The organism is Microlunatus capsulatus, assembly GCF_017876495.1.
Taxonomy (GTDB): domain Bacteria; phylum Actinomycetota; class Actinomycetes; order Propionibacteriales; family Propionibacteriaceae; genus Microlunatus; species Microlunatus capsulatus.
In genome coordinates this window covers 2846947-2868054 of sequence record NZ_JAGIOB010000001.1, presented here as the reverse complement: position 1 = coordinate 2868054, position 21108 = coordinate 2846947, and the positions used below count along the sequence as shown (strand labels likewise).

General features: G+C 74.6%; 18 protein-coding genes. 7 read left to right on the top strand and 11 right to left on the bottom strand.

The genetic code is table 11. The features are described from left to right. Positions 1-102 precede the first annotated feature (102 nt). A complete protein-coding gene (locus JOF54_RS13255; protein ID WP_210056537.1) occupies positions 103-1041 on the bottom strand; it encodes a glycosyltransferase family 2 protein in 939 nt (312 codons plus the stop codon). 249 nt (positions 1042-1290) lie between these two features. Between JOF54_RS13255 and JOF54_RS13250 the strand changes: the two genes are divergently transcribed. Beyond that, positions 1291-2724, top strand: coding sequence for a tyrosine-protein kinase domain-containing protein (locus JOF54_RS13250; RefSeq protein WP_210056535.1), 1434 nt, complete (start codon positions 1291-1293; stop codon positions 2722-2724). A gap of 238 nt (positions 2725-2962) precedes the next feature. Here JOF54_RS13250 and JOF54_RS21965 read toward each other — a convergent pair whose 3' ends face one another. Continuing rightward, positions 2963-5530: a right-handed parallel beta-helix repeat-containing protein gene (locus JOF54_RS21965; RefSeq protein WP_210056526.1), complete on the bottom strand. Its 2568-nt coding sequence runs from the start codon at positions 5528-5530 to the stop codon at positions 2963-2965. A 250-nt stretch (positions 5531-5780) separates the two neighbouring features. Here JOF54_RS21965 and JOF54_RS13240 point away from each other — a divergent pair, with 250 nt between their 5' ends. Continuing rightward, a complete protein-coding gene (locus JOF54_RS13240; RefSeq protein ID WP_210056524.1) occupies positions 5781-6518 on the top strand; it encodes a hypothetical protein in 738 nt (245 codons plus the stop codon). 31 nt (positions 6519-6549) lie between these two features. On the opposite strand, the gene JOF54_RS13235 is transcribed toward JOF54_RS13240, so the two are convergent. The 7 genes from JOF54_RS13235 to JOF54_RS13205 form a co-directional block, all read right to left on the bottom strand. Beyond that, positions 6550-6969 (bottom strand): FAD synthase family protein, encoded by a 420-nt coding sequence (locus JOF54_RS13235; RefSeq protein ID WP_307804139.1) that lies wholly within the window; start codon positions 6967-6969, stop codon positions 6550-6552. Further along, complete coding sequence (locus JOF54_RS13230; RefSeq protein WP_210056523.1) at positions 6966-7733, bottom strand: CDP-alcohol phosphatidyltransferase family protein; 768 nt, start codon at positions 7731-7733, stop codon at positions 6966-6968. Before JOF54_RS13230 ends, JOF54_RS13235 begins: the two co-directional genes overlap by 4 nt. Next, on the bottom strand, positions 7733-8131 hold the full coding sequence (locus JOF54_RS13225; protein WP_210056520.1) for a hypothetical protein: 399 nt from the start codon (positions 8129-8131) through the stop codon (positions 7733-7735). Before JOF54_RS13225 ends, JOF54_RS13230 begins: the two co-directional genes overlap by 1 nt. A 148-nt stretch (positions 8132-8279) precedes the next feature. After that, positions 8280-9173 carry a hypothetical protein gene (locus JOF54_RS13220; protein WP_210056519.1) on the bottom strand — a complete coding sequence of 298 codons (894 nt, stop codon included), beginning with the start codon at positions 9171-9173 and terminating at the stop codon, positions 8280-8282. After that, complete coding sequence (locus tag JOF54_RS13215; protein WP_210056517.1) at positions 9170-10324, bottom strand: Gfo/Idh/MocA family protein; 1155 nt, start codon at positions 10322-10324, stop codon at positions 9170-9172. Before JOF54_RS13215 ends, JOF54_RS13220 begins: the two co-directional genes overlap by 4 nt. Then, positions 10321-11598: a DUF1972 domain-containing protein gene (locus JOF54_RS13210; protein ID WP_307804138.1), complete on the bottom strand. Its 1278-nt coding sequence runs from the start codon at positions 11596-11598 to the stop codon at positions 10321-10323. The genes JOF54_RS13215 and JOF54_RS13210 overlap by 4 nt, the downstream gene beginning before the upstream one ends. After that, positions 11595-12752: a glycosyltransferase family 4 protein gene (locus tag JOF54_RS13205; RefSeq protein ID WP_210056515.1), complete on the bottom strand. Its 1158-nt coding sequence runs from the start codon at positions 12750-12752 to the stop codon at positions 11595-11597. Before JOF54_RS13205 ends, JOF54_RS13210 begins: the two co-directional genes overlap by 4 nt. A 410-nt stretch (positions 12753-13162) precedes the next feature. Between JOF54_RS13205 and idi the strand changes: the two genes are divergently transcribed. The 5 genes from idi (at position 13163) to JOF54_RS13180 (ending at position 18555) form a co-directional block, all read left to right on the top strand. Then, positions 13163-13699 (top strand): isopentenyl-diphosphate Delta-isomerase, encoded by a 537-nt coding sequence (idi, locus tag JOF54_RS13200; RefSeq protein ID WP_245358089.1) that lies wholly within the window; start codon positions 13163-13165, stop codon positions 13697-13699. A 28-nt stretch (positions 13700-13727) separates the two neighbouring features. Beyond that, a complete protein-coding gene (locus JOF54_RS13195) occupies positions 13728-14888 on the top strand; it encodes a polyprenyl synthetase family protein (RefSeq protein ID WP_210056514.1) in 1161 nt (386 codons plus the stop codon). Between the two features lie 76 nt (positions 14889-14964). Further along, the gene (gene crtI / locus JOF54_RS13190; protein ID WP_210056512.1) at positions 14965-16455 is read left to right on the top strand and encodes a phytoene desaturase family protein; all 1491 of its coding nucleotides are present in this window, start codon (positions 14965-14967) and stop codon (positions 16453-16455) included. Continuing rightward, positions 16452-17507 carry a phytoene/squalene synthase family protein gene (locus JOF54_RS13185; RefSeq protein WP_307804136.1) on the top strand — a complete coding sequence of 352 codons (1056 nt, stop codon included), beginning with the start codon at positions 16452-16454 and terminating at the stop codon, positions 17505-17507. Before crtI ends, JOF54_RS13185 begins: the two co-directional genes overlap by 4 nt. Continuing rightward, positions 17485-18555, top strand: coding sequence for a Rieske (2Fe-2S) protein (locus tag JOF54_RS13180; RefSeq protein WP_210056510.1), 1071 nt, complete (start codon positions 17485-17487; stop codon positions 18553-18555). The genes JOF54_RS13185 and JOF54_RS13180 overlap by 23 nt, the downstream gene beginning before the upstream one ends. Positions 18556-18571: 16 nt before the next feature. Here JOF54_RS13180 and JOF54_RS13175 read toward each other — a convergent pair whose 3' ends face one another. After that, the gene (locus JOF54_RS13175; RefSeq protein ID WP_210056508.1) at positions 18572-20122 is read right to left on the bottom strand and encodes an FAD-dependent oxidoreductase; all 1551 of its coding nucleotides are present in this window, start codon (positions 20120-20122) and stop codon (positions 18572-18574) included. Then, entirely contained in the window at positions 20119-20859 is a 741-nt protein-coding gene (locus JOF54_RS13170) for a class I SAM-dependent methyltransferase (protein ID WP_210056506.1), read from the bottom strand. Before JOF54_RS13170 ends, JOF54_RS13175 begins: the two co-directional genes overlap by 4 nt. Positions 20860-21108: the final 249 nt, after the last annotated feature.

Here is a 21108-nt window from a genome sequence, read left to right as displayed (position 1 = left end):
TCGCAGAGGAAGACTAAGGAACGGTCCCAAGTCCCGCTGCTCGTCGTTACCTGTTCGTGTCCGGCTCCCGCGGGAGCGGCGGCCCGCTGTGACGGAGATCTCTCAGCGGCGGTACTCGGCCACGTCGCGGCCGAGGGCCCCGACGAGCATCCCCGCCCCCTTGGCCGCCAGCCGCCAGCCGCGGGCGCGCTGCCCCAGACCGCCGCCGAGGCGCCCGAGCAGGGCCCGGAGCAGCCCCGCCGCGACCCGCGCGAGCGCGCCGGCCGCCAGCCGGAGCCGCGCGGTGACCCCGCCGCCGGCGAAGCCGAGCTCGATCCGGCTGGCCACCGCGCCGTGGCTGAAGGCCCGGCGCAGCACCCAGCGCCGGTCCATCCGGGCCGGCGGGATGTGGTCGACCACCTCCGCCTCGTCGCACCAGACCAGCCGGTGGCCGGCCCGGGTCAGCGTCCGGGTGAGCAGGGTGTCCTCCCCGCCCCGCATCCCCAGGCCGCGGTCGAAGGTCAGGCCGAGGGCGCGGAGCAGCCGCAGGTCCAGCAGCAGGTTGGCCGAGGACGCCGCGGCGACCTCGGTCCCCGTCGGGTACCGGCGCCGCTTGAAGAAGCCGCCGGCCTCGATCCAGGGGTCGGTGACGCCGGCGTAGGTGGGCGAGACCCGGCCGACGACCCCCGCCGGCCGGCCCTCCGCGTGCCAGGTGCCGAGGAGCCCGGTGAGCCAGCCCGGCGCCGGCTCCTCGTCGTCGTCGATGAACACCAGGACGTCGGCGTCGGCGGCCTCGGCGACGGCGCGGGCCCGCCCGGCGGCGATGCCCGGGGTCTCCTCGTGCACGTAGCGGACCCGCGGCGCGTGCGCGGCGGCCACCGGCTCGGCGCTGCGGGCGGCGTCGTTGTCGACGACGACGACGGTCGTGGTCCAGGGCCCGGCGGCGTCGAGCCCGGCCGCCTGGTCCACCAGCTGGGGCAGCAGCACGGCCAGCTGGTCGGCGCGCCGGAAGGTGAGGACGGCGACGACCACGGCCGAGCTCTCGGGGTGGTTGGGCGTCATCGGGGCTCCTCGGGGCGGCCGCGCCGGGCGGGTGATCTCGATCTCAGTGGCGGCGTCCCCGGCGCCCCCGACCGGCGCGGGGGCGCGACGCGGCGGTGACGGACCTGCGCGGAGCGCCCGGCGGGCGGGGCCGGGTGGATTACAGTATCCGACGACACCGGGGCCGGGTCCCGGTGGCTCTCGGCGTCGGCCCGTTCCCGTGCGCCGTCCCTGCGCGCACGACACGTCGCTCGAGAGGTCTCTCCCGTCATGAGCTTTGCCTCCTCCGTCCGGCTGCTGCTGCGGCACTGGATCCTGATCGGACTCATCACCCTGCTGGTCGGGGCCGGCGTCTACGCCGTCTCGACGACGAGGACGCCGCTCTACACCGCGACCGCGAGCCAGTACTTCACCGTGAGCGTCGGCGACTCCGCCGCCGAGCTGGCCCAGGGCAGCAACTACGTGCAGGACCAGATGGCGTCGTTCGGCCAGCTGGCCACGTCGCCGGCGGTGCTGAACCCGGTGATCGACGACCTGGGCCTGACGATGACGGTCAAGGAGCTGGCCCGGAGCATCCGGATCACCACCCCGCGCAACACCGTGGTCATGCAGATCGCCGTGGCCAACGCCAACGCCGAGACCGCCGCCGCCATCGCCAACTCCGTCGGCTCCCAGCTGGGGAACGCCGTCGACACCGTCGGCCCGAAGCTGCCGAGCGGCCGCTCGCTGGTGACGGTCCAGTCGATCCAGACCGCCCTGCCGCCGACGGTCCAGTCCTCCCCCGACACCCGCCGCAACACCGCCCTCGGCCTGCTCGTCGGGCTGCTGCTGGCGACCGGCATCGTGCTGGCCCGGGCCCGGATGGACAACCGGGTGCACAGCCCCGCCGCCCTGGCCGAGATCACCGACGAGCCCGTGCTCGGCGCCATCCGGCACGCGGCCAACCTGCAGAACCGCGCGCTCGTGGTCATCGACGACGCCGACAGCCGCAGCGCCGAGGACATCCGGCACCTGCGCTCGAGCATCGAGCAGCTGGCCGGCGGCCGGTCGAGCTTCGCGCTCGCCGTCACCTCCTCCGTCCGCGACGAGGGCCGCTCGACCATCGCCGCCAACCTGGCCGCCGCCCTGGGTGAGGCCGGCCGCCGCGTCGTCCTCGTCGACGGCGACCTGCGCCGGCCGCGCGTCGCCGAGATCACCCGCACCGACGGCGGCACCGGCCTGCTGACCGTGCTGGGCGACCCGACCGGCGTGGCCGGCACCGTCCAGGCCGTCCGCAACGGCCACTTCGACGTGCTGACCGCCGGCGGCACCAGCGCCAACCCGACCGAGGTGCTGGCCTCCCCCGCCCTCGCCGCGCTGATGGGCGAGCTGCGCAGCCGCTACGAGTTCGTGGTCGTCGACACCCCGGCCGTGCTGGCCGTCGCCGACGTCACCGCGCTGCGCGGCCAGGTCGACGGCGCCGTCCTGGTCGCCGACGCCTCCAGCGTGCGGCGCCCGCAGCTGCAGCAGGCGCTGGACACGGCCGACGTCGCCGGCCTCACCGTCCTCGGCGTCGTGCTCAACGAGGTCGCCGACCGCGAGCTGCCCGCCACCTCGGGCTACACCGGCACCGAGTCCCGCCGCACCCGGCAGAGCGACAAGGGCGCCGCCCGCGCCAGCCGTCGCAGCTCCTCCGCCGTCAGCTGGGACGCCCCCTCCGCCTGACCCACCCCCGACGTCCCGCCCTCCCCGCCCGGGGACGGCGGGACGTCGTGCGTCCGGGGTGCGAGTGCTGAGAACCCGCGACGCCGGGGCCGCCGGACAGACGGTTTCCCAGCACTCGCGGCCGTCGGCGCAGGACCGGACCGCGGGGTCACCCTGGTTCTGCAGACGCAGTGGGGTCGGGTGAGCCGGATCCGGCCCCTCACGGGTCACTGTGTCTGCAGAACCAGGGACCGGGTCTCTAGCGCTGCCAGGCGCCGAGACGGGGCCGCTGGGGGGCCGCCCCGGCGGCGGCGTCGTCCGCCGCGGTGTCGAGCGCGCGGGGCACGTCGGCGGCGTCCTCGGCCGCGGAGCGGGCGACCCGGCCGTCGCGGTCGACCAGCCGGTCGCCGCCGACGACGAGGACGCTGGCCGGGTCCTGGCCGGTGGCCGTGCGGTAGGCGGCGAAGTCGTCGTAGAGCGCCGGCTTGCCCGCGGCGGAGGGCCAGCTGGCGAAGACGGGGTGCGCCCGCGCCGTCGCCAGGTGGTACAGGTTGTGGTCGAGCTCGACGTCGAGCTGCTCGCCCGACCGCTTGCCGGTGTAGTCCACGAGGCAGACGACGCAGCCCTCGCCGCCGTCGGAGAAGACGTTGTTGTAGATCGCCACGTCCTGGCTCACCCACGGCATGCCGTCGCCGTCGGGTCGGCGCTCGTCGGTGCCGCCGGGACCGGGGTTCTGCGGGGTGCGTCCGTCGGTCACCACGACGAGGTTGGCCTCGTCGTTGCGGGCGAAGGTGTTGTTCGCGATCTCCGCCCGGTCGGTGTCGATGAGCCACAGCCCGTGCACCCCGTTGTCCACCAGCACGTTGTCGACGAGCCGGACAGCGCTGGAGATCTCGACGACCATCCCGGCGCCGGTGTTGCGCTCGGCGCGGGAGGAGACGATGTCGACGTCGTAGGAGGCGGCGTCGAACCACAGCCCGTGGCCGAGGTTGTCGGCGAACGCGCTGCCCTCGACCCGGACGTGCCGGGAGCTGGTCAGCTTCATCCCCCCGGCGGCGGGCGCCCGGTTGAACAGCTCCAGGTTGTTCTGGGTGGCGACGACGTTCGCGACGTCGAGGTGGTCGGCCTGGTGGGCGTGCAGGCCCATCAGCCCGTTGCGCGAGGCGGTGAGGTCGCGCAGCGTGACATCGGCGGCGAACACCGAGAGCCCCGTGGTCGCGTTGTCCTCGAAGACCATGTCGGACAGCCGGACGCCGGTGTTGTTCACCGTCGCGGCGCCGAGCTGCCAGACCGAGGTCGCGTAGCGCCGGACGCCGATCCCGCGGACCGTGTCGCCGCGGCCCACGACGGTGAGCCCCTTCGACAGCGTGCTGGCCCGGACGGTCGCGCCGGCGGGGTCGGTGCCCAGCACCAGGCGCTCACGCCCGGCGTCGACGAAGAAGGTGCCCTCGACGACCTGGGCACGGGTCCGGACCTGGGTCTGGGGCCGTCCGCGGACCCAGACCTGCTCGGGGTGCGCGGCCATCGGGTGCGCCGGGTTGACGAAGCGCCACCCCGGCTCGTCCCGCTCAGGCGCCCCGCGGGTGTAGGTGGGGCTGGAGTCGAACGTCTTCGTCCAGCGCACCTCCCACACGTCGCCGCGGCGCTGCCAGCCCTTCAGCACGCTGCTGCCGTCGAGCCACACCGGCTCGCCGGGGTAGGCCTGCAGGTTGACCGTGCGCTCGATGGGCAGCACGACGCTCTCGTGGTAGCTGCCGGCCCGGACCACCACGGTGCCGCCGGCCGGGGCCCGGTCGACGGCGTCCTGGATCCGCGTGAACGGGGCCTGCGCCGAGCCGTCGCCGCCGGCCGCCGCGTCGCGGCTGACCAGCAGGGCCCCGTCGGGGACGGGGTAGCGGGTGGAGCCGATCGGCGCGGAGCCGGTGGGCCGGCCCGCGGCGTCGTCGGGGGCGTCGTCGCCGGCCGTGCCGTCCTGGCCGGCCGGGACCACCACGCCGCCGCCGATGGAGCCGGTGCCGTCCGCGGTGCCCGGCGTCTCGGCCACCTGCTGGCGGACGTTCAGGTTGTCGAAGCCGACCACCTTGTCGGCGTCGGAGCTGCCGGCCACGTAGGCCCACAGGGCCAGCGACCCGCCGGCGGCCAGCCGGGACGCGCTGGCGTCGACGGCCTCGACCCCGCTGGCCTCGCCCGCGCCGGCCGAGACCCCGGCGCGCACGGTGACCGGCGTCATCCCGGTGACCGACGCCGTGAAGGTGAGCCGGGTGCCGGCCCTGACGCCCGTGGCGACGATCTTCTCGGTGGCCAGCACCAGCTGGTCCTCGGTGCTGCCGTCGAAGCGGGAGAGCGAGAGGTAGACCTTGCGGTCGGGGGCGAAGCGGAGGACGGGCCGGTAGTAGAAGGGGCCGTTGGTGCGCAGGTGCATCGCGACGTAGACCCCGCTCCCACGGCGCACCGGTGCGGGAGCGATGACGTCGACGGACGCGGTGAGGTCCTGCGGGCGCTCGCGCGTCAGCGCGGCGAGGTGGCCGACCGAGGCCCGCGGCAGCCGGACGAGACCGGTGCCGCCGTCGACGTGGAAGTCCGTCGCGCCGGTGAGCGCGTAGGGCCCGCCCGAGTCGGCCTCGCCCCAGCCGGTGTCGAGGTCACGCTCGAAGGTGTCGGAGATGACGACGCGGCCGTCGCGGTAGGTGGGCTCAGCGGTGGCGTCCCCGCCGCGGGAGCGGCGGTCGACCAGGACGACGCCGAGCAGGAGCAGCAGCACGAGGGCCGCGACCACCAGACCGACGACGGACCCACGGGTCCACCGCTGGTGTGCTCTCGACGACACGCGACGTGTTCTCCCCTGGTCCGCGGCAGGCTCGCACCCTCGGCGGCACCGTCCCGCCGACGTTAGCAGAGCGTCCCGAGCCTCCCCGGGGCGTCGCGGACATCGCAAGCCAATCGAGATCTGGCCGCCACCGGGCCCCCGCGGACCGCTCCGGGACCGGCGCGGACGGTGCCCGCGGAGCGGCGGCCGGCGGCGACAATGGTGGGGCGGGCGAGCGCCCGCACCCCGGCGCGAGCGAGCAGGAGACCCCATGGCGGCAGACGCACCCCGGACCTGGCCGGTCCGGCTGGCCCTGGTCCTGGCCGTCGTGGCCGTGCTCGTGGCCGCCGTGCTGGTGGTCCGGCAGGTGCGGTCCGAGCCGGCCGCCGTCGAGCCGCCCGCCGGCACCCCGGTGCCCAGCGGCTCCCCGGCCACCACGCCGGAGACGTCCCCGTCGGCGACGCCCACCGCCAGCCCGGTCCCGACGGCCGCCCCGTCCTCGGCCGGCCCGACCGCCGCCGCGAGCCCGACCGCGCGGACCTCGCCGTCGGCGAGCGCCACCGCGGAGGAGGAGCCGGAGGAGGCCCCGGCGCCGACGGCCGAGGTCAGCACGAAGCCGCCGGTGCCGCTGGACGAGCCGGAGGAGGTCGAGGAGGGCCTGACCGCGCGGGTGAGCCGGCTCGAGGCCGTCGCCGGCGAGGCGAGCGGGCCCGGCGAGGTGTCCGGGCCGGCGGTCCGCGCCACCGTCACCCTGACCAACCGGTCCGGCGAGCGGGTCGACCTGTCCAGCACCGTCGTCAACCTCTACCACGGGGCCGACGAGGCCCCAGGGTCCGCGCTGAGCGGTCCGGGCACCCGCGCGCTGCCGAGGTCGGTGGCCCCCGGGGAGCGCGCGAGCGGCACCTTCGTCTTCGCGGTGCCGGAGGACCGACGCTCCGACGTGCTGATCACCGTCGACTACTCGGTCGACACCCCGGTGGTCGCCTTCCGCGGCCGCGCCCCCAGCTGACCGGCGGAGGGGAGCCCGGGGAGGGCCGGGCTCAGCGCTCGGAGAGCAGCGAGCGCAGCAGCGTGCTGGAGGTGTGCACGGTGTAGGGGAAGTAGTGCACCCTCACCCCGACCGACGCCATGTCGGCCTCGAGCTTGTCGCCCTTGGCGGTCCCCCGCCAGTCGTCGCCCTTGAAGAGCACGTCGAAGCGGACACGCTCCCACACCTCGAGCTTGTCCGAGGAGAAGTCGGTGGTGACCTCGTCGACGAGGTCGAGCGCGGCCACCACCTCGAGCCGCTCGGCCAGCGGCACCACCGGGTGCTTGGCCTTGGCCGCGAAGAGGGCCTCGTCGGTGACGGCGCCGACGACGAGCCGGTCGCAGTGCTCGCGGGCCCGCAGCAGGATGTTGAGGTGCCCGACGTGGAACATGTCCCAGGCGCCCGGCACGTAGCCGACGACCGGGGTGCTCACGCCGCCACCCGCTCCGGGGCGCCGAGCGCGGAGACGTCGCGGTACCACTTGCGCAGGGCCAGCGCGAGGTAGCCGAGCGTGCCCAGCCCCAGCAGGCCGTAGAGGGTGAAGAAGACCAGCGGGGCGCCGAGCACGAGGAACACCAGGCAGAGCACGCCGTAGTCGGCGGGGATCTTCATGAGGGTCCGCAGCGGCGTCGACCCCTCCGTCGACGGCGCCGGCCGGCCGTGCTGGGCGCGGTCCACCCGGGCCAGGAAGTCGTTGAGCAGCATGCCGAAGAACATCACGGCGGTGACGACGGTGAAGGCGATCGGCACCAGCAGCCAGCCCAGCGCCAGGTCGAAGTGCCGGAAGGCGATGATCAGCACCGCCAGGTGCAGCATCGAGTTCTTGGCCGCGTCGAACATGTGGTCCAGCCACTCCCCGGCCGGGCTGCCGCCGCCGCGCAGCCGGGCGAGCTGGCCGTCGGCGGAGTCGAGGGCGTAGCCGAGCACCAGCAGCAGGCAGACGCCGATGCCGGTCAGCCAGGTGGGCGCGCCCGCGGCGAGCCAGACGATGCCGCTGAACGTGGCCAGGGCGCTGACGCAGGTCACCTGGTTGGGGGTCATCCCCACCTGGAAGGCGGCGGCCGCGAAGACCCTGCCCAGCGGGCGGTTCACGTAGAGCGAGTACGCCGGGGCGCCCTTGGACGTCTTCTGCGCGTTGCGGAGCTGGGCGTGGGCCGCGCCGAAGCCGCGGGCCTGCACTTGGGTGCCGGCGGCCATCAGGCGACGGCCTCGTCGGAGACCGCGGCCCGCAGCGCGTGCCGGAGCACGTCGGAGGCGGTCTCCCGGCGCGGGCTGAGCACGACGGCGTCGACCCCGTCGAGCACCGAGGGCTCGTCGGCGACGACGAACGCCGTCACGGCTCCCACCTCGGCGGGCACCTCGGCACCCGTCTGCTCGACGGCGCGGCTGACCCCGCGGACGCGGGCGACCAGGGCGAGCCGCTCGGCCACCGGCACCACCGGCCGCCGGCCGTAGCGCTGTTCGACGAGGTCGTCGGCGAGGACGCCGGCCACGAGCTCGTCGCAGCGCTCCCCGGCCTGGGCCACCAGGTCGAGGTCGCGGACGTTCAGAAGGTCGAAGCTGTGGGCGAGATAACCGACAGACAATGTGCTCAACTCCCCACACGCGGGTGTTTGCGGACTGGATTCTCGGCACCCCGGCGTCCGGTACCGGAAGGGTAGCCGGAAAGGGCCCCGCCGCCGCCCGGAAAGGCGGCGGATGAGCCCGACGTCACAGCCTCGTGACCCCCGGGCCCCGGAGCGCTCAGCGGACCCAGTACTGGTCGACGAGGGCCTTGGTGCCGGCGATGTTGCGGCGGCTGGAGGCCCCGAACACGATCGACTCGATGTTCGGCTGGGCGCAGACCCACTCGATCGCCTCGCGCGGCTCGATGGCCCCGGACGCGAAGACCGACATGGCGATCGCGCGGAACTCCCGCTCGGCCAGCATCCGGTGGTAGGCCTCCATGCCGCCGCTCATCCGGAATCCGACCTTGTTGATGTTGGAGCAGACGATCGGGTTGACGATCCCGAGGCCGTCCAGCACGTCCAGCAGGGCCGGGGTGTTCATGGTGATGAACCCCGGCTCGGCGCCGTAGCGGGCCCGGACGTGGTCGTGGAAGATCTTGAAGGCCTCGTTGAAGCCCAGCCCGAGGAGCAGGTCGACGACGACGTTCTGCAGGAAGATGACCGGCGTCCGGAGCCCGGCGAACATCTTCATCTCGGAGTCGATGAGCAGCGTGACGATGCCCTCGATGTCCTTGGTGGCCAGCGAGCGGCTGCCGCGCAGCGCCGCGTCGAGGAAGCCCTCGTCCGGCAGGAAGCGCTTGATGGCGCCCAGCGGGCCGTCCTCGGTCATGGCGTTGGCGTACTTGTGCGCGTACGGCATGCACGGGTAGAAGGTCATGTCCGGGTAGCGCTCGGGGTTGGCGCGGACGTGATCGGCCACCAGGGCGATCCGGTCGTGCGTGGTGCACATGAAGGTCGTGACGCCCTCGTCGTAGGCGTCGTCGAGCACCGACTGCACCACGCTGATGTCCTGGAACTTCATGGCCTGCGCGCGGGCCTTCTCCTCGGACATGTGGTTCACGCCGAAGAACTGGTTGTCCCCGAACAGCAGCCGGTCCATCCGGACCTGCTCGGTCGTCGTCGTGGTCATCGGGCGACCCCCACCTTCTGCAGCAGCGAGCGGACCCGGGAGCGCACGGCCCCGGGCAGGGAACGGCCGGTCCGCCCGGCCGGGGCGGCGAGCGCACCCGTCGCGGGGGCGCGGACCACGCCGGCGGCGTCGTCGACCATGAGCTGGATGGCCCGGTCGGTGGCGGCGGCGTGGGCGAAGTTGTTGACGCCCTCGGTCTCGCCCTTGATCACCCGGGTGACGAAGGTGTCGACCTGCGCGCTGTACTCCTCGCCGCGCAGGTAGAACCAGACCTCCTCGGTCAGCTCCGTCGTGTACTTGACGTTCCACCCGGGCACGTAGCCGTCGGGCACGGCGGCGCCGTCGCGGAGGAAGACCTGCACCTCCTGGCGGTCGGCGGAGATGCGGCCCTCGGTGCCCCAGATGGTCACCTTGGTCGTCATCTTGCGCTGCGACTCGTCGCTCCAGTTCACCGACAGCTGAGCGGTGACCGGCGCCCCGCCCGGCGTGGCCGGGTCGAAGAACAGGGTGCTGAACACCTCGTCGTCGGTCTCGCGGGAGAACACCGGGTTGAGCACCGAGCCGCCGGCCCGCTCCGCCTCGCCCAGGTACCAGTTGACGAGGTTCAGCGGGTGCGCGGCGTAGTCGTAGAGGCTGCCGCCGCCGAGCGCCTTCTTGGTCCGCCAGGTGCTGCCCTGCGGCTTGAGCACGACGGGGCCGTAGGCCTCGGCCAGCACGTGGGTGACCCGGCCGATGGCACCGAGGTCCAGCAGCCGCTTCACCTCGGCGAAGGCGCCGACGAAGCGGTAGTGGTAGCCGACCTGGGTGACCAGGCCCTTCTCCTCCGCCAGCGCGGTGAGGGCGGCGGAGTCGGCCGGGTCGAGGCAGAACGGCTTCTCGCAGAAGACGCTCACCCCGCGCTCCAGAGCGGTGCGGACCATCGGCGCGTGCATGCTCGACGGGGTCGAGATGACCACGGCGTCGAGCTCGGCGTCGTCGAGCATCGCGCCCATGTCGGCGTAGGTCTTCAGCCCGGTGTACTTGTTCAGCACGCCCAGCATGTAGCCGGCGGAGTCGCAGATGCCCGCGACCTCCACCTCCGGGTGGGCGTTGAACATGGACAGGTGGGAGAGGCCCATCTTGCCCAGCCCCACGACTCCGACTCTGATCACGACTGCTCGCTTCCTGTTGTCCCTGCGGTCTGGACCACCGGCATCCCTCCGGTCTCGTGCGTGTCGGCCATCCCCGCGGTGACCCCTCGGCGCCCGTCGGGCCCGAGGTAGGGCAGCAGCAGCTGCTCGTACTGGCCGGCGACGTGCTCCCAGGTGAACTCGGAGGCGTGCCGGACGCGGGCGGCCGCGCCGAGCCGGGCGGCGGTCTCCGGGGAGGCCACCAGCTCCCCGACCCGGGCGTCGACGTCCGCGGCGGTGCGGAAGTAGAGGGCGGCGTCGCCGGCCACCCAGCGGTTGTAGGCGTTGTCGTGCGCGATCACCGGGTTCCCGGCGCCCAGCGCCTCGACCAGCGACGGGTTCGTGCCGCCGACGGTGTGGCCGTGCACGTAGCCGAGGCTGTGGAAGCGGAGGGCGGCGGTGGCCGCCGGGTCGTAGATGCCGCCGACGAAGCGCACCTCGGGACCGGCCGCCTCGACGACGGCCCGGTGGTAGGCGTCCTCGTCGGGCTTGTAGCCGCCCAGGACGACCAGCTCGACGCCGCGCGGGCGGGCCGAGAAGCCCTGCACGATCTCGAGGATCGTGTTCTCGGGGATCGGCCGGGCGATCAGCGTCAGGTAGCGGCCGGGGGTGAGCCCGTGCGCCTCCACGACGTCGGTCGGGGCGTCGAGCACCGTCGGGCCGCCGTAGGTGACCGTGCTGACCTTCCGCGCCGGCGCCCGGGTGTGCAGGTAGGTCTCGATGACCGGGTGGTCGGCGACGAGGTGGTTGCCGACGAAGCAGGCGATCCGCTCGTTGGTGTAGAGGATGGCCTGGCGCAGCTTGCCCCAGCGGGCCCGCGACCACTCGATGCCGTCCATGTTGATGACGTTGGGGATGCCGAGCACCCGCTGCACCACGTTGAAGACGGCGGTGTTGTAGCCGAAGGTGAGGCAGACGTCGCGGTGCTTCGCGGCGTGGGTGATGGAGAGCCAGTCGAACTGCGACGTGCCCAGCCAGCCCTCCCGGTCGACGGGGATGAGCACCCGCTCCAGGCCGTTCCAGACGTCCTCGGTCACCGGACCGGTGCCCGGGACCTGGCAGTAGACGACGACGCGCCAGCCCTGGTCGCGCAGGAACAGGGCCACGTTCTCGGCCGCGGTCTCGAAGCCGCCGTAGTTCGCGGGCACGCCGTGGGTGCCGAGGATGCGGACCGTCCGCGAGCGCGGGGTGGCGGTGAACCGACGGCTGCCCGGCAGCCGGTCCAGCACCCCGGCCAGGCTGGCGACGGCGCTCACGGGGCCACCTCCACGGTGCCGGTCAGCTCGCGGACGAGCCCCACGACCTCGGCGTTGTAGCGCCCGGTGGTGAAGCGCGCGAGCGCGTTGGCGCGGGCGGCGGCGGCCAGCGAGCCGGCCAGCTCGGCGTCCTCGACGAGGCGCCGGACGGCGTCGGCCATCGCGTCCACGTCCTCGGCCGGGACCAGCAGGCCGGTCTGCTCGTCGGTGATGCTCTCCAGGTGGCCGAGGGCCGCGGTGGCGACGACCGGCCGCAGCGACATCTGCGCCTCGACGACGGCGTTGCCGAAGGGCTCGCGCAGCGAGGGGGCGATGGCCAGGTCGGCGCGCTCCAGGGCGGGCCAGATGGGCGAGCAGTAGCCCGAGAAGGTGACGGCGCCGGCCAGGTCCTCCTGGGCCGCGCGCTGCTCCAGCTGCTCGACGTACCACTCGTAACCGGGGAAGGCGGAGCCGGCGAGCTCGACCTCGAGGGCGACGCCCTGCTGGCGGAGCCGGCCGACGGCCTCCAGCGCCAGGTGCGGCGCCTTCCGCGGGGAGAGCCGGCCGACGACGACGGCGCGCAGCGGCAGGTCGCGGGCGGGCGGGGACGGCTCCTCGGGCGGGGTGGGCACGCCGTTGTAGATGAGCCGGCCGCGGGCCTCCAGGCCGGGGTCGGCCTCCACCATGGCGGCCATCGCCGACCGGCTGATGACGATGACGGCGTGCGCCAGCCGCAGCGGCGCGACGAGCGCGCGGCGCACGACCGGGGAGTCGGTGTTCTCGGCCTCGTGCAGGTGGCAGACGGTCGGGGTGCCGGTCAGCCGGGCGGCCAGCAGCCACCACGGCAGGGTGACGGTGTTGACGTAGACCAGCGAGGGCTTCAGCCGGCGGATCAGCCCGACCAGCCGGGGCACCGCCAGCGCCGCGGAGCCGACCATGCCGGCGAAGGCGGCCGCCGACTGGTTGGCCCGGCGCAGCACCGGGAAGGAGAAGAAGTGGACCTCACCGCCGCGCGCCCGGATCCGGGGGACCAGCTCGCCGTCGGACGGCAGAGCCACCACGACCCGCCAGCCCTGCGCGGTCATCGCCGAGATGCTCTCCAGCATCTGCAGGTCGGACCCGTAGACGTCGGGCGACGGGTTGGCGATGAGCACACTGATGCGCTCGTCACTCATGCTGTTGGTGTCCCCCTTGGCCGCTCGCCGTCCCCGCCGACGCATGCTGAGCAGTCGAATGATGAACAAAGATGCGCACCCTCCGCACCGGGGGAGCGCCGCGGCTCATCGTAGGGCATTTCCCCCGCCCTGACCCCGGGAGGAAATCCTCGACCGGCCCCCGGAGCGCATTCCCGGCCGAAGTGGAACGCACTCGTTACCCGCTGAGCGTGACGGCCCCCGCGGCGGGACCCCGGGGGGCGGATCCGGTGTGGGGCGGATCACCCCGGTCCGCCGCGCGGGACGCCGTCCGGGCGCGGCCCGCGCGCGGCCGGGGTCCTGTGGACGCCTCGCTAGAGTGACGGCGTGGACGACGCGGGTCGAGCAGGTCACGGGGACCGCCGCAGCCGTTGCTGCGGAGAGGGACCCCGATGACGGTGACCGAGGAGTCGGTGGTGCTGATGAGCGCGGCCGGCGAGCCCATCGGGCAGCGGCTGAAGTCCGAGGTGCACGACGCGGAGACGCCCCTGCACCTGGCCTTCTCGCTCTACCTGTTCGACGAGGACGACCGCCTGCTGCTGACCCGGCGGGCGCTGGGCAAGCGCACCTGGCCCGGCGTGTGGACCAACACCTGCTGCGGCCACCCCGCGCCCGGCGAGGACATGGAGGACGCCGTCCGCCGCCGCGTCGGCGAGGAGCTGGGCCTGGCCGTCGGACCGCTCGAGTGCGTGCTGCCCGACTTCGCCTACACCGCCACCGACGCCAGCGGCGTCGTCGAGAACGAGATCTGCCCGGTGTACCGGGCCCGCGCCCTGCATCCGGTCGCGGACCCCGCAGCGAACCCTGCCGAGGTCATGGACTGGAAGTGGGGGGCATGGGACGACGTGGTGCGTGCGGTGGGGGCGACCCCGTTCGTGTTCAGCCCCTGGTCGGTGCTGCAGGTCGAGCGCCTGGCGGTGACCGGGTGAGGGGGCACCCGTGCGGTCGGAGGACGCGATGAGCTCGCAGCTCTCGCCCTCGGGCCTGCCGGGCCGGCGTCGGGGGTCCTCGTCGGTCGTCGCCCTGCCGACCCGCCGCGCCGGTGAGCTGAACGAGGAGTTCCTCGTCCGCGTCGACGCCCGGATGGCCGAGGTCGTCGACGACCTCGAGCGCGTCTGGACCGACGAGCTGAGCCCGCACGGGGCCGTCGTCGACATCCTGGCCGACCGCGACCTGCCCGAGCTGCTCCGCGGCCTCGTGGGCACCGGCGGCAAGCGCATCCGGCCGAGCATGTGCCTGTGGGGCTGGGTGGTGGCCGGCGGCCGGCGCGACGACCGCGGGGCGGCCGACGTCCTCCAGGTCGCGACGGCGCTGGAGCTGCTGCACATCTTCGCCCTCATCCACGACGACGTCATGGACGAGTCCGCCTCCCGCCGCGGCCAGCCCTCGGTGCACACCCTCGCCGCCCAGCTGCACCTGCACAGCGGGGGCCGCGGCAGCGCGAACCGCTTCGGCGACAGCATCGCGGTCCTGGTCGGCGACCTCGCGCACGCCGAGGCCGACCACCTCGTCAGCTCGCTGCCGGCGGCCATGCGGTCGGTGTGGCGGGTGCTGGTCGTCGAGCTGGTCCGCGGGCAGAGCCGGGACCTCACCGGCAGCGCCGCCGGCCGCCGCGACCTGGAGCACGCGCGCCAGGTGGCCCAGGCCAAGTCGGGCTGCTACACCGTCTGGCGGCCCCTCCAGCTGGGCGCCACCGCGGCCGGCGCCGACCGCGCGACCGTCGAGGTGCTGGCCACCTACGGCGCCGAGGTCGGCGAGGCGTTCGCGCTGCGCGACGACCTGCTGGGCGTCTGGGGCGACCCCGCCCGCACCGGCAAGCCGGCCGGTGACGACCTGCTCTCGGGCAAGCCCACCGTCATCCTCTCCCTGGCCCACGAGCTGCTGCAGGGCCCGGCGCGCGACGTGCTGGAACGGGTCGGCACCCCGGCGCTGAGCCCGGCCGACGTCGTCTTCCTGCAGGACGCGCTGCGGGCCGGTGGCGTCGTCGACGCCGTCGAGTCCCGGATCAGCGCCCACGTGCACGCCGCCGTCGCCGCCCTCGGCGCCGAGGGGCTCGACCCCGACGGCGTCGCCGGCCTCACCCAGATGGCCCACCGGATCGCCTGGCGCGACCGGTGAGCGGCCCTCGCCCCCGTCCCACCCCACCGCTCGAGGAGCACCCCACCCGCATGACCACCCCGTCCCCGGCCCGCGCATGAGCTCCGTCGTCGTCATCGGGGCCGGTCTCGCCGGCCTCTCCACCGCCTGCCACCTCGCCGGTCGCGGCTACGACGTCACCGTCGTCGAGCGGGAGGACATCGCCGGCGGCCGCAACGGGCTGCTGCAGCGCGACGGCTTCACCTTCGACACCGGCCCCAGCGTGCTGACCATGCCGGACCTCATCGCCGACGTGCTCCGCGCCGCCGGCAGCGACCTGTCCGCGCTGGGCCCGCTCAAGCGCCTCGACCCGGCCTACCGCGCGGTGTACGCCGACGGCAGCACGATCATGGTCCGCGGCGACCGCGACGCGATGCGCCAGGAGATCGCCGAGACCTGCGGCAGCGTCGACGCCGCGGCCTTCGAGGGCTTCGTCGAGTGGCTGCGCAAGCTCTACGTCGCCGAGATGCCGAACTTCATCGACACCAACTTCGACTCCCCGCTGGGGCTGCTGAAGAACCCGCGGGCCGCCGCCAAGCTGCTGCAGCTCGGCGCGTTCCGCCGGCTGGGCCCGGCCGTCCGCTCCCACTTCCAGGACCCGCGGCTGCACCGGCTGTTCAGCTTCCAGGCGATGTACGCCGGCCTGGCGCCCGAGAAGGCGCTGGCCCTCTACGCGGTGATCACCTACATGGACAGCATCGAGGGGGTCTTCTTCCCCGAGGGCGGCATGCACGCGGTGCCCCTGGCGCTGGCGCAGGCGGCCGAGAAGGCCGGCGCGCAGTTCCGCTACGGCGAGAGCGTCGAGACGGTGCTGCGCTCCCCCACCGGCCGGGTGGCCGGCGTCCGCCTCGCGGGCGGTGAGGCGGTCAGCGCCGACGCCGTCGTCTGCACGCTGGACACCCCCGTCGCCTACGAGCACCTGCTGCCCGAGCTGACCCCGCCGCGGGCCGCGCGCCCGGGCAAGGGCGACTACTCGCCCTCGGCCGTCGTCTGGCACGTCGGCGTCCGCGGCCTCCCCGAGGAGAGCGCCGCGCACCACAACATCCACTTCGGGCACGAGTGGAACACGGCCTTCGACGCGCTGCTGGACCGCGGCGAGCTGATGCCCGACCCGTCGCGGATGGTCACCATCGCCTCGCTCGACGCCCCCTCCGCGGCGCCGGAGGGCTGCTCGTCGCTGTTCGTCCTGGAGCCCGTGCCCAACCTCTCCGGCGGCAAGATCGACTGGGTGCAGGAGGCGCCGGCCATGCGCGACCGGCTGCACGGCTTCCTCTCCGCCAACGGCTACCCGGACGACGTCGTCACCGAGGAGCTCGTCGACCCGCTCGGCTGGCAGCGCCAGGGGATGGCAGCCGGCACCCCGTTCGCCCTCGCGCACACGTTCCCCCAGACCGGCCCGTTCCGGCCGCCGAACGTCGAGAAGCGGGTGCCCGGCTTCTTCTTCGCGGGCTCGGGCACGGTGCCCGGCGTCGGCGTGCCGATGGTGCTGATCTCGGGCAAGCTCGCCGCCGAGCGGGTGAGCGGCTACCTGCCGGGGCCGACCCGGTGAGCCGCACCACCGACGCCCCCGCCGCCTCCGACGGCGGCCGCACGGCCCTGCTGCACGCGGGCTACCGCGAGGCCGCCCGGCTGACCTGGCGCTACGGCACCACCTACTACTGGGGCGCCGCTCTGCTGCCCCGGGCCCGCCGCAAGCACGTGCACGCGGTGTACGCGCTCTGCCGGCTCGCCGACGACATCGTCGACGACCAGGCCGTCATCGACGGCGGGGACACCGCGGCCACCGCGGCCGCGCTGCAGGCCTTCGCCGACCGCTACCGGACCGCCGTGGCGGCCGAGGAGGCCGGTGCCCCGACCGGCGACGACCCGGTGATGGCCGCCGTCGCCGCCACCGTCGTCGGCTGCGACATCGAGCGCGAGTGCTTCGACCGCTTCTTCGGCGCGATGGCGATGGACCTCACCACCACCGCCTACGAGACGTGGGACGACCTCTGCGGCTACATGGAGGGCTCGGCCGCGGTCATCGGGGAGATGATGCTCCCGGTGCTGGAGCCTGCCAGCCCGATGGCGAAGGAGCCGGCTCGTGCCCTGGGCCTGGCCTTCCAGCTGACGAACTTCCTGCGCGACGTCGACGAGGACCTCGACCGCGGCCGCGTCTACGTGCCGCAGGAGGACCTGCGGCGCTTCGGCGTCGAGCTCGACCCTTCGCGTGTCGCGGGGGGGCTCGGGGGGGTCGTCCCCCCCGCAGGTGAGGCCGTGGAGGCGCGCGGCCGGCGGCGCGCGACGCCGGAGTGGCGGGAGTTCCTGGCCTTCCAGATCGCCCGCAACCGCGAGCTCTACGCGCTGGCCGACACCGGCATCGCCCTGCTGCCGGGCCGCTCGGCCCGCTGCGTCGGCGCCGCCCGGGTGCTCTACAGCCAGATCCTCGAGCGCATCGAGGCCGCCGACTACGACGTCTTCACCACCCGGGCCCGGGTGCCCACCTGGCGCAAGGCCACCACCGCCGCGCGCATCATGGTGGCGGGGCCGCCGACGCCGCCCGCCGCCGCCCAGACCGGACCAGGAAGGACCGCCGACCATGTCGCTCCGCACCCCCGCTGACGCCGTCGGCCAGGCCACCGGCCAGCAGGCCGCCGAGCCCGACCTGCTGCCCGGGGTCCCGATGCCCGCGTCGGTGCGCAGCCGCATCCCGCTCTACCGGGTGCCGCAGCCCCGCGAGGACCGGATGATCTCGACCTGGCGGCTGGCCAAGCCGCGGCGGATCGCCGCCGCGCTCGCGGTCTCCCAGGCGCAGAACTCGGGCGGCTGGTACGTCGCCGGGGCCAGCACCGACGTCGGCCGCGCCGAGTCCGTCGCCCGCACCATCGCCGGCCGCGAGGTCGTGCTGTGGCGCGACGGCGAGGGCACGCTGGTCGCCGGGCCGGGCGCCTGCCCGCACCTGGGCGCGCTGATGGACCGCTGCCCCGTGCTGGACGGCACCATGTACTGCCGCTGGCACGGCCTGGCCTTCGAGAACGCGCCGCAGCCCGGCTGGAGCCCCTACCGCGCCTTCGACGACGGCGTGCTGGTCTGGGTGGGCCTGCCCACGCCCGGCGAGGAGCCCACCGAGCGGCCCTCGCTCCCGCCGCGCCCGCCGCTGCTGGGCTCGGTCGCCGCCGTGATCGCCCAGCCCGGCGTCTGCGAGCCGCAGGACGTCATCGCCAACCGGCTGGACCCGTGGCACGGCTCCTGGTTCCACCCCTACGCCTTCAGCCACCTCGTCGTCGACGACGACGCCAGCGACGACACGACGATGGTCGTCGACGTGACGTTCCGGCTCAGCCGCACGTGGGGCGTCCCCGTCCAGGCCGAGTTCAGCTGCCCCGACGCCCGCACCATCGTCATGCGGATCACCGAGGGCGAGGGCGCCGGCAGCGTCGTGGAGACCCACGCCACCCCGCTGGGGGTGGACGAGGAGGGCCGGCCGAGGACGATGATCACCGAGGCGACGATCGCCTACTCCGACCGCCCCGGCTTCGCCGCGGCCCGCTGGTTCTCCCCGGTGCTCAAGCCCCTGATCCGCCGGACCGCCCGGCAGCTCTGGGTCGACGACCTCGACTACGCCGAGCGCCGCTACGACCTGCGCCAGCGGGGCGAGTTCCCCGGCTGAGAATCGCCGCGCCGGCTCAGCCGGCGCGGGTGAGCAGCCGCCGGACCCGGCCGGCGACGGGGTGCCGGGAGGCCGTCGGGACGGTCCAGAGGTCGTGGCCGGCGACGCCCTCGCGGGCCAGCAGCGCGTTCGCGGCCAGCCAGCCCGTCGTCGCGGCCCGCTCCATGAGGGCGACCGGGTGGTCGCAGCGGATGCCGTCGCCGGCCAGCACCACCCGCGGGTCGGGGGTCGCGACGCCGGGCCGCAGCTGCCAGGGCGCGGTGCCGGCCAGCGGGCAGTCCGCACTCACCAGCCACTCCTGCGCCAGCACGGCCGCGCCGGCCAGCTCGGGGAGGAGGACGTCGAGGTGGTGCCGCAGCTCGGCCCGCAGCGCGTCCTCGTCCACCCCGTCGGCCAGCGCGTAGGCGTGCAGCTCGACGACCGAGCCGCCGCGCGCCTCGGACCAGCGGCGGGCGCCGTCCTCGAAGCGCTCCAGCAGCGAGACGTTGTCCAGCGGCCCGAACCCGCTGGTGCCGAGGAACGGCGCGCGCTCGACGTCGGCCCGGCGGTCCAGCCAGAGCCGCCAGACGGCGAACGGCGGCGCGTTGCGGCCCGCGCCCACCCGGCCGCGGTAGTCGTCGTCGAACAGCGGGGAGCCGTCGACGAGGCGCCGGGTCGTACCCGGGTCGGTGGCCAGCACGACGCCGGAGACCCGGCGCTGCTCCCCCGAGCCCAGCGTCACCTCGAGCTCGTCGCCGGTCCCGGCCACGTGCTCGACCGTCTCCGACGTCGCCACCTCGACGCCGAGGCCGTGCAGGTGGCGGCCCAGCGGCGCCCAGAGGCTGGTGTCGTAGTCGTCCCGCGGCACGTCGAAGAGCAGGCCCTCGGCCGAGCCGGTGAAGTAGGAGTGGAACATCGCCACCAGCTCCCCCGCCGCGAACTCCGACGGGTGGGCGAAGAAGCTGCGGGCGAAGACCTCCAGCGCGAGGTGCCGGGCGTCGGAGGGGAAGCGCAGCCGGTCCAGGAAGTCCGCCGCGCTCTCGCCGTCGTAGCGGGAGAAGGTGGCGGGGAAGTCGACGTCCAGCAGCTCCAGCGCCGCCGGGATGTCGACGCGGGCCAGGTCGGCGGCGGTGAAGGAGGGGCTCTGCGCCACGAAGGCGGCGATGGAGAGCGGCGGGGTCCGCGGGACCGCGGCGAAGGAGTCGCGCTGGCCGGCGGCCGAGACCAGGGGGTAGTCCGCCAGCGGCACCAGCCGGTCCAGGCCCGGGTCGGTGCGGCGCAGCAGCGCCCGCAGGTTGTAGTACTGCCGGAAGAAGGCGTGGAAGCCGCGGCTCATCGTCACCGGGGGGCCGCCCGCGCCGGGGTGCTCGACGGGCCAGGCCCGGACCCGGCCGCCCAGCTGGGGCTGCGCCTCGACGAGGGTCACCGGCACCCCCCGCTCGGCGAGGCCGGTGGCGGCGGTCAGCCCGGCGATGCCGCCGCCGGCCACCAGGACCGGGTGCCCGCCCGTGCTGCGCCGCGCGCCCGGGGCGCCCGGGTGCCGGACGGCCCGCGGGTCGCGGCCCGGGAACCAGCCCCCAGCGCTCACCCCGCCCGCCTCGCCCGGAACGTGTGCAGGATGCCGCGCTGCCAGCCGGGCGCCGTCGAGACCTCGACGTCGACGAAGCCGGCGGCGTAGAGCCGGTCGACGAAGGTCTGCACGGCGTCGAAGGCGCGCACGCTGCGCCACAGGTAGCGGTAGAGCCGGGTCTGCCGCGACGTCACCCAGCTGAGCGGGATGACGACCAGCCAGCAGACCAGGGACCAGACCAGGTCGGCCACCCGGGACTGGGCGACGGAGTACTCCTGCACGACCAGGACGCCGTCGGGAGCCAGCAGGTCGTGGACGTCGCGGAGCACGGCGTCGCGCTCGTCCGGGCCGACGTTGCGGAACAGGTAGGCGGCCAGCACGCCGTCGACGGGCCCCGCCAGGCCGAACTCGGACCGGCGGGCGGCCAGGTCCTGCGCCAGCCCGTGCTCGAACGAGACCCCGGTCGGCCAGCGCTTGGCGTGGGCCTCGTCCAGCATCCCGGAGGAGGCGTCGACCCCGGTGAGGGCGACGTCGCGGTCGGCGTCGCGCGCGGCGGTCACGAGGGCCCGCGTCGAGGCGCCGGACCCGCAGCCCAGGTCGACCAGCGCCAGCGGGCGGCCGGCCGGAGCGGCCTCCAGCAGCGCCTCGGCCGCCGTGGCCAGGTGCGCGTGGTAGCCGGGGTTGAGCGCGACCATCGCGTCGTAGCTGGGGGCCGCCTCGTCGAAGGCCAGGGGCACTTCCTGGGTGCTGATCACGGTCGGGTCCTCACCTCGTCGTGCCGGCGGGCCGGCGTGCTGCTGCAGGGGGGCCCGTGGCCGGCGCGGGGCCGGTCCGACGAGACCTCGACAACCCTAGCCGCCCGGACCGCGCCGGCCCGGGGCGCGGTCACCGGAATTACAACGTTCAACCAATAAATAGCGTCCACGCCCTGACCTGAGAAACGTCCGAGAAAGCGCGGGAATGATCTTTCATTGATCCGTTTTCAGGCCGAATGAATGGGTTAC

Excerpts from the sequence above, each read along its gene's own strand:
- JOF54_RS13255 (WP_210056537.1), bottom strand. The coding sequence starts at position 1,041 with ATGACGCCCAACCACCCCGAGAGCTCGGCCGTGGTCGTCGCCGTCCTC.
- JOF54_RS13250 (WP_210056535.1), top strand. The coding sequence starts at position 1,291 with ATGAGCTTTGCCTCCTCCGTCCGGCTGCTGCTGCGGCACTGGATCCTG.
- JOF54_RS13240 (WP_210056524.1), top strand. The coding sequence starts at position 5,781 with ATGGCGGCAGACGCACCCCGGACCTGGCCGGTCCGGCTGGCCCTGGTC.
- JOF54_RS13230 (WP_210056523.1), bottom strand. The coding sequence starts at position 7,733 with ATGGCCGCCGGCACCCAAGTGCAGGCCCGCGGCTTCGGCGCGGCCCAC.
- JOF54_RS13220 (WP_210056519.1), bottom strand. The coding sequence starts at position 9,173 with ATGACCACGACGACGACCGAGCAGGTCCGGATGGACCGGCTGCTGTTC.
- JOF54_RS13205 (WP_210056515.1), bottom strand. The coding sequence starts at position 12,752 with ATGAGTGACGAGCGCATCAGTGTGCTCATCGCCAACCCGTCGCCCGAC.
- idi (WP_245358089.1), top strand. The coding sequence starts at position 13,163 with ATGACGGTGACCGAGGAGTCGGTGGTGCTGATGAGCGCGGCCGGCGAG.
- JOF54_RS13195 (WP_210056514.1), top strand. The coding sequence starts at position 13,728 with ATGAGCTCGCAGCTCTCGCCCTCGGGCCTGCCGGGCCGGCGTCGGGGG.
- crtI (WP_210056512.1), top strand. The coding sequence starts at position 14,965 with ATGAGCTCCGTCGTCGTCATCGGGGCCGGTCTCGCCGGCCTCTCCACC.
- JOF54_RS13180 (WP_210056510.1), top strand. The coding sequence starts at position 17,485 with ATGTCGCTCCGCACCCCCGCTGACGCCGTCGGCCAGGCCACCGGCCAG.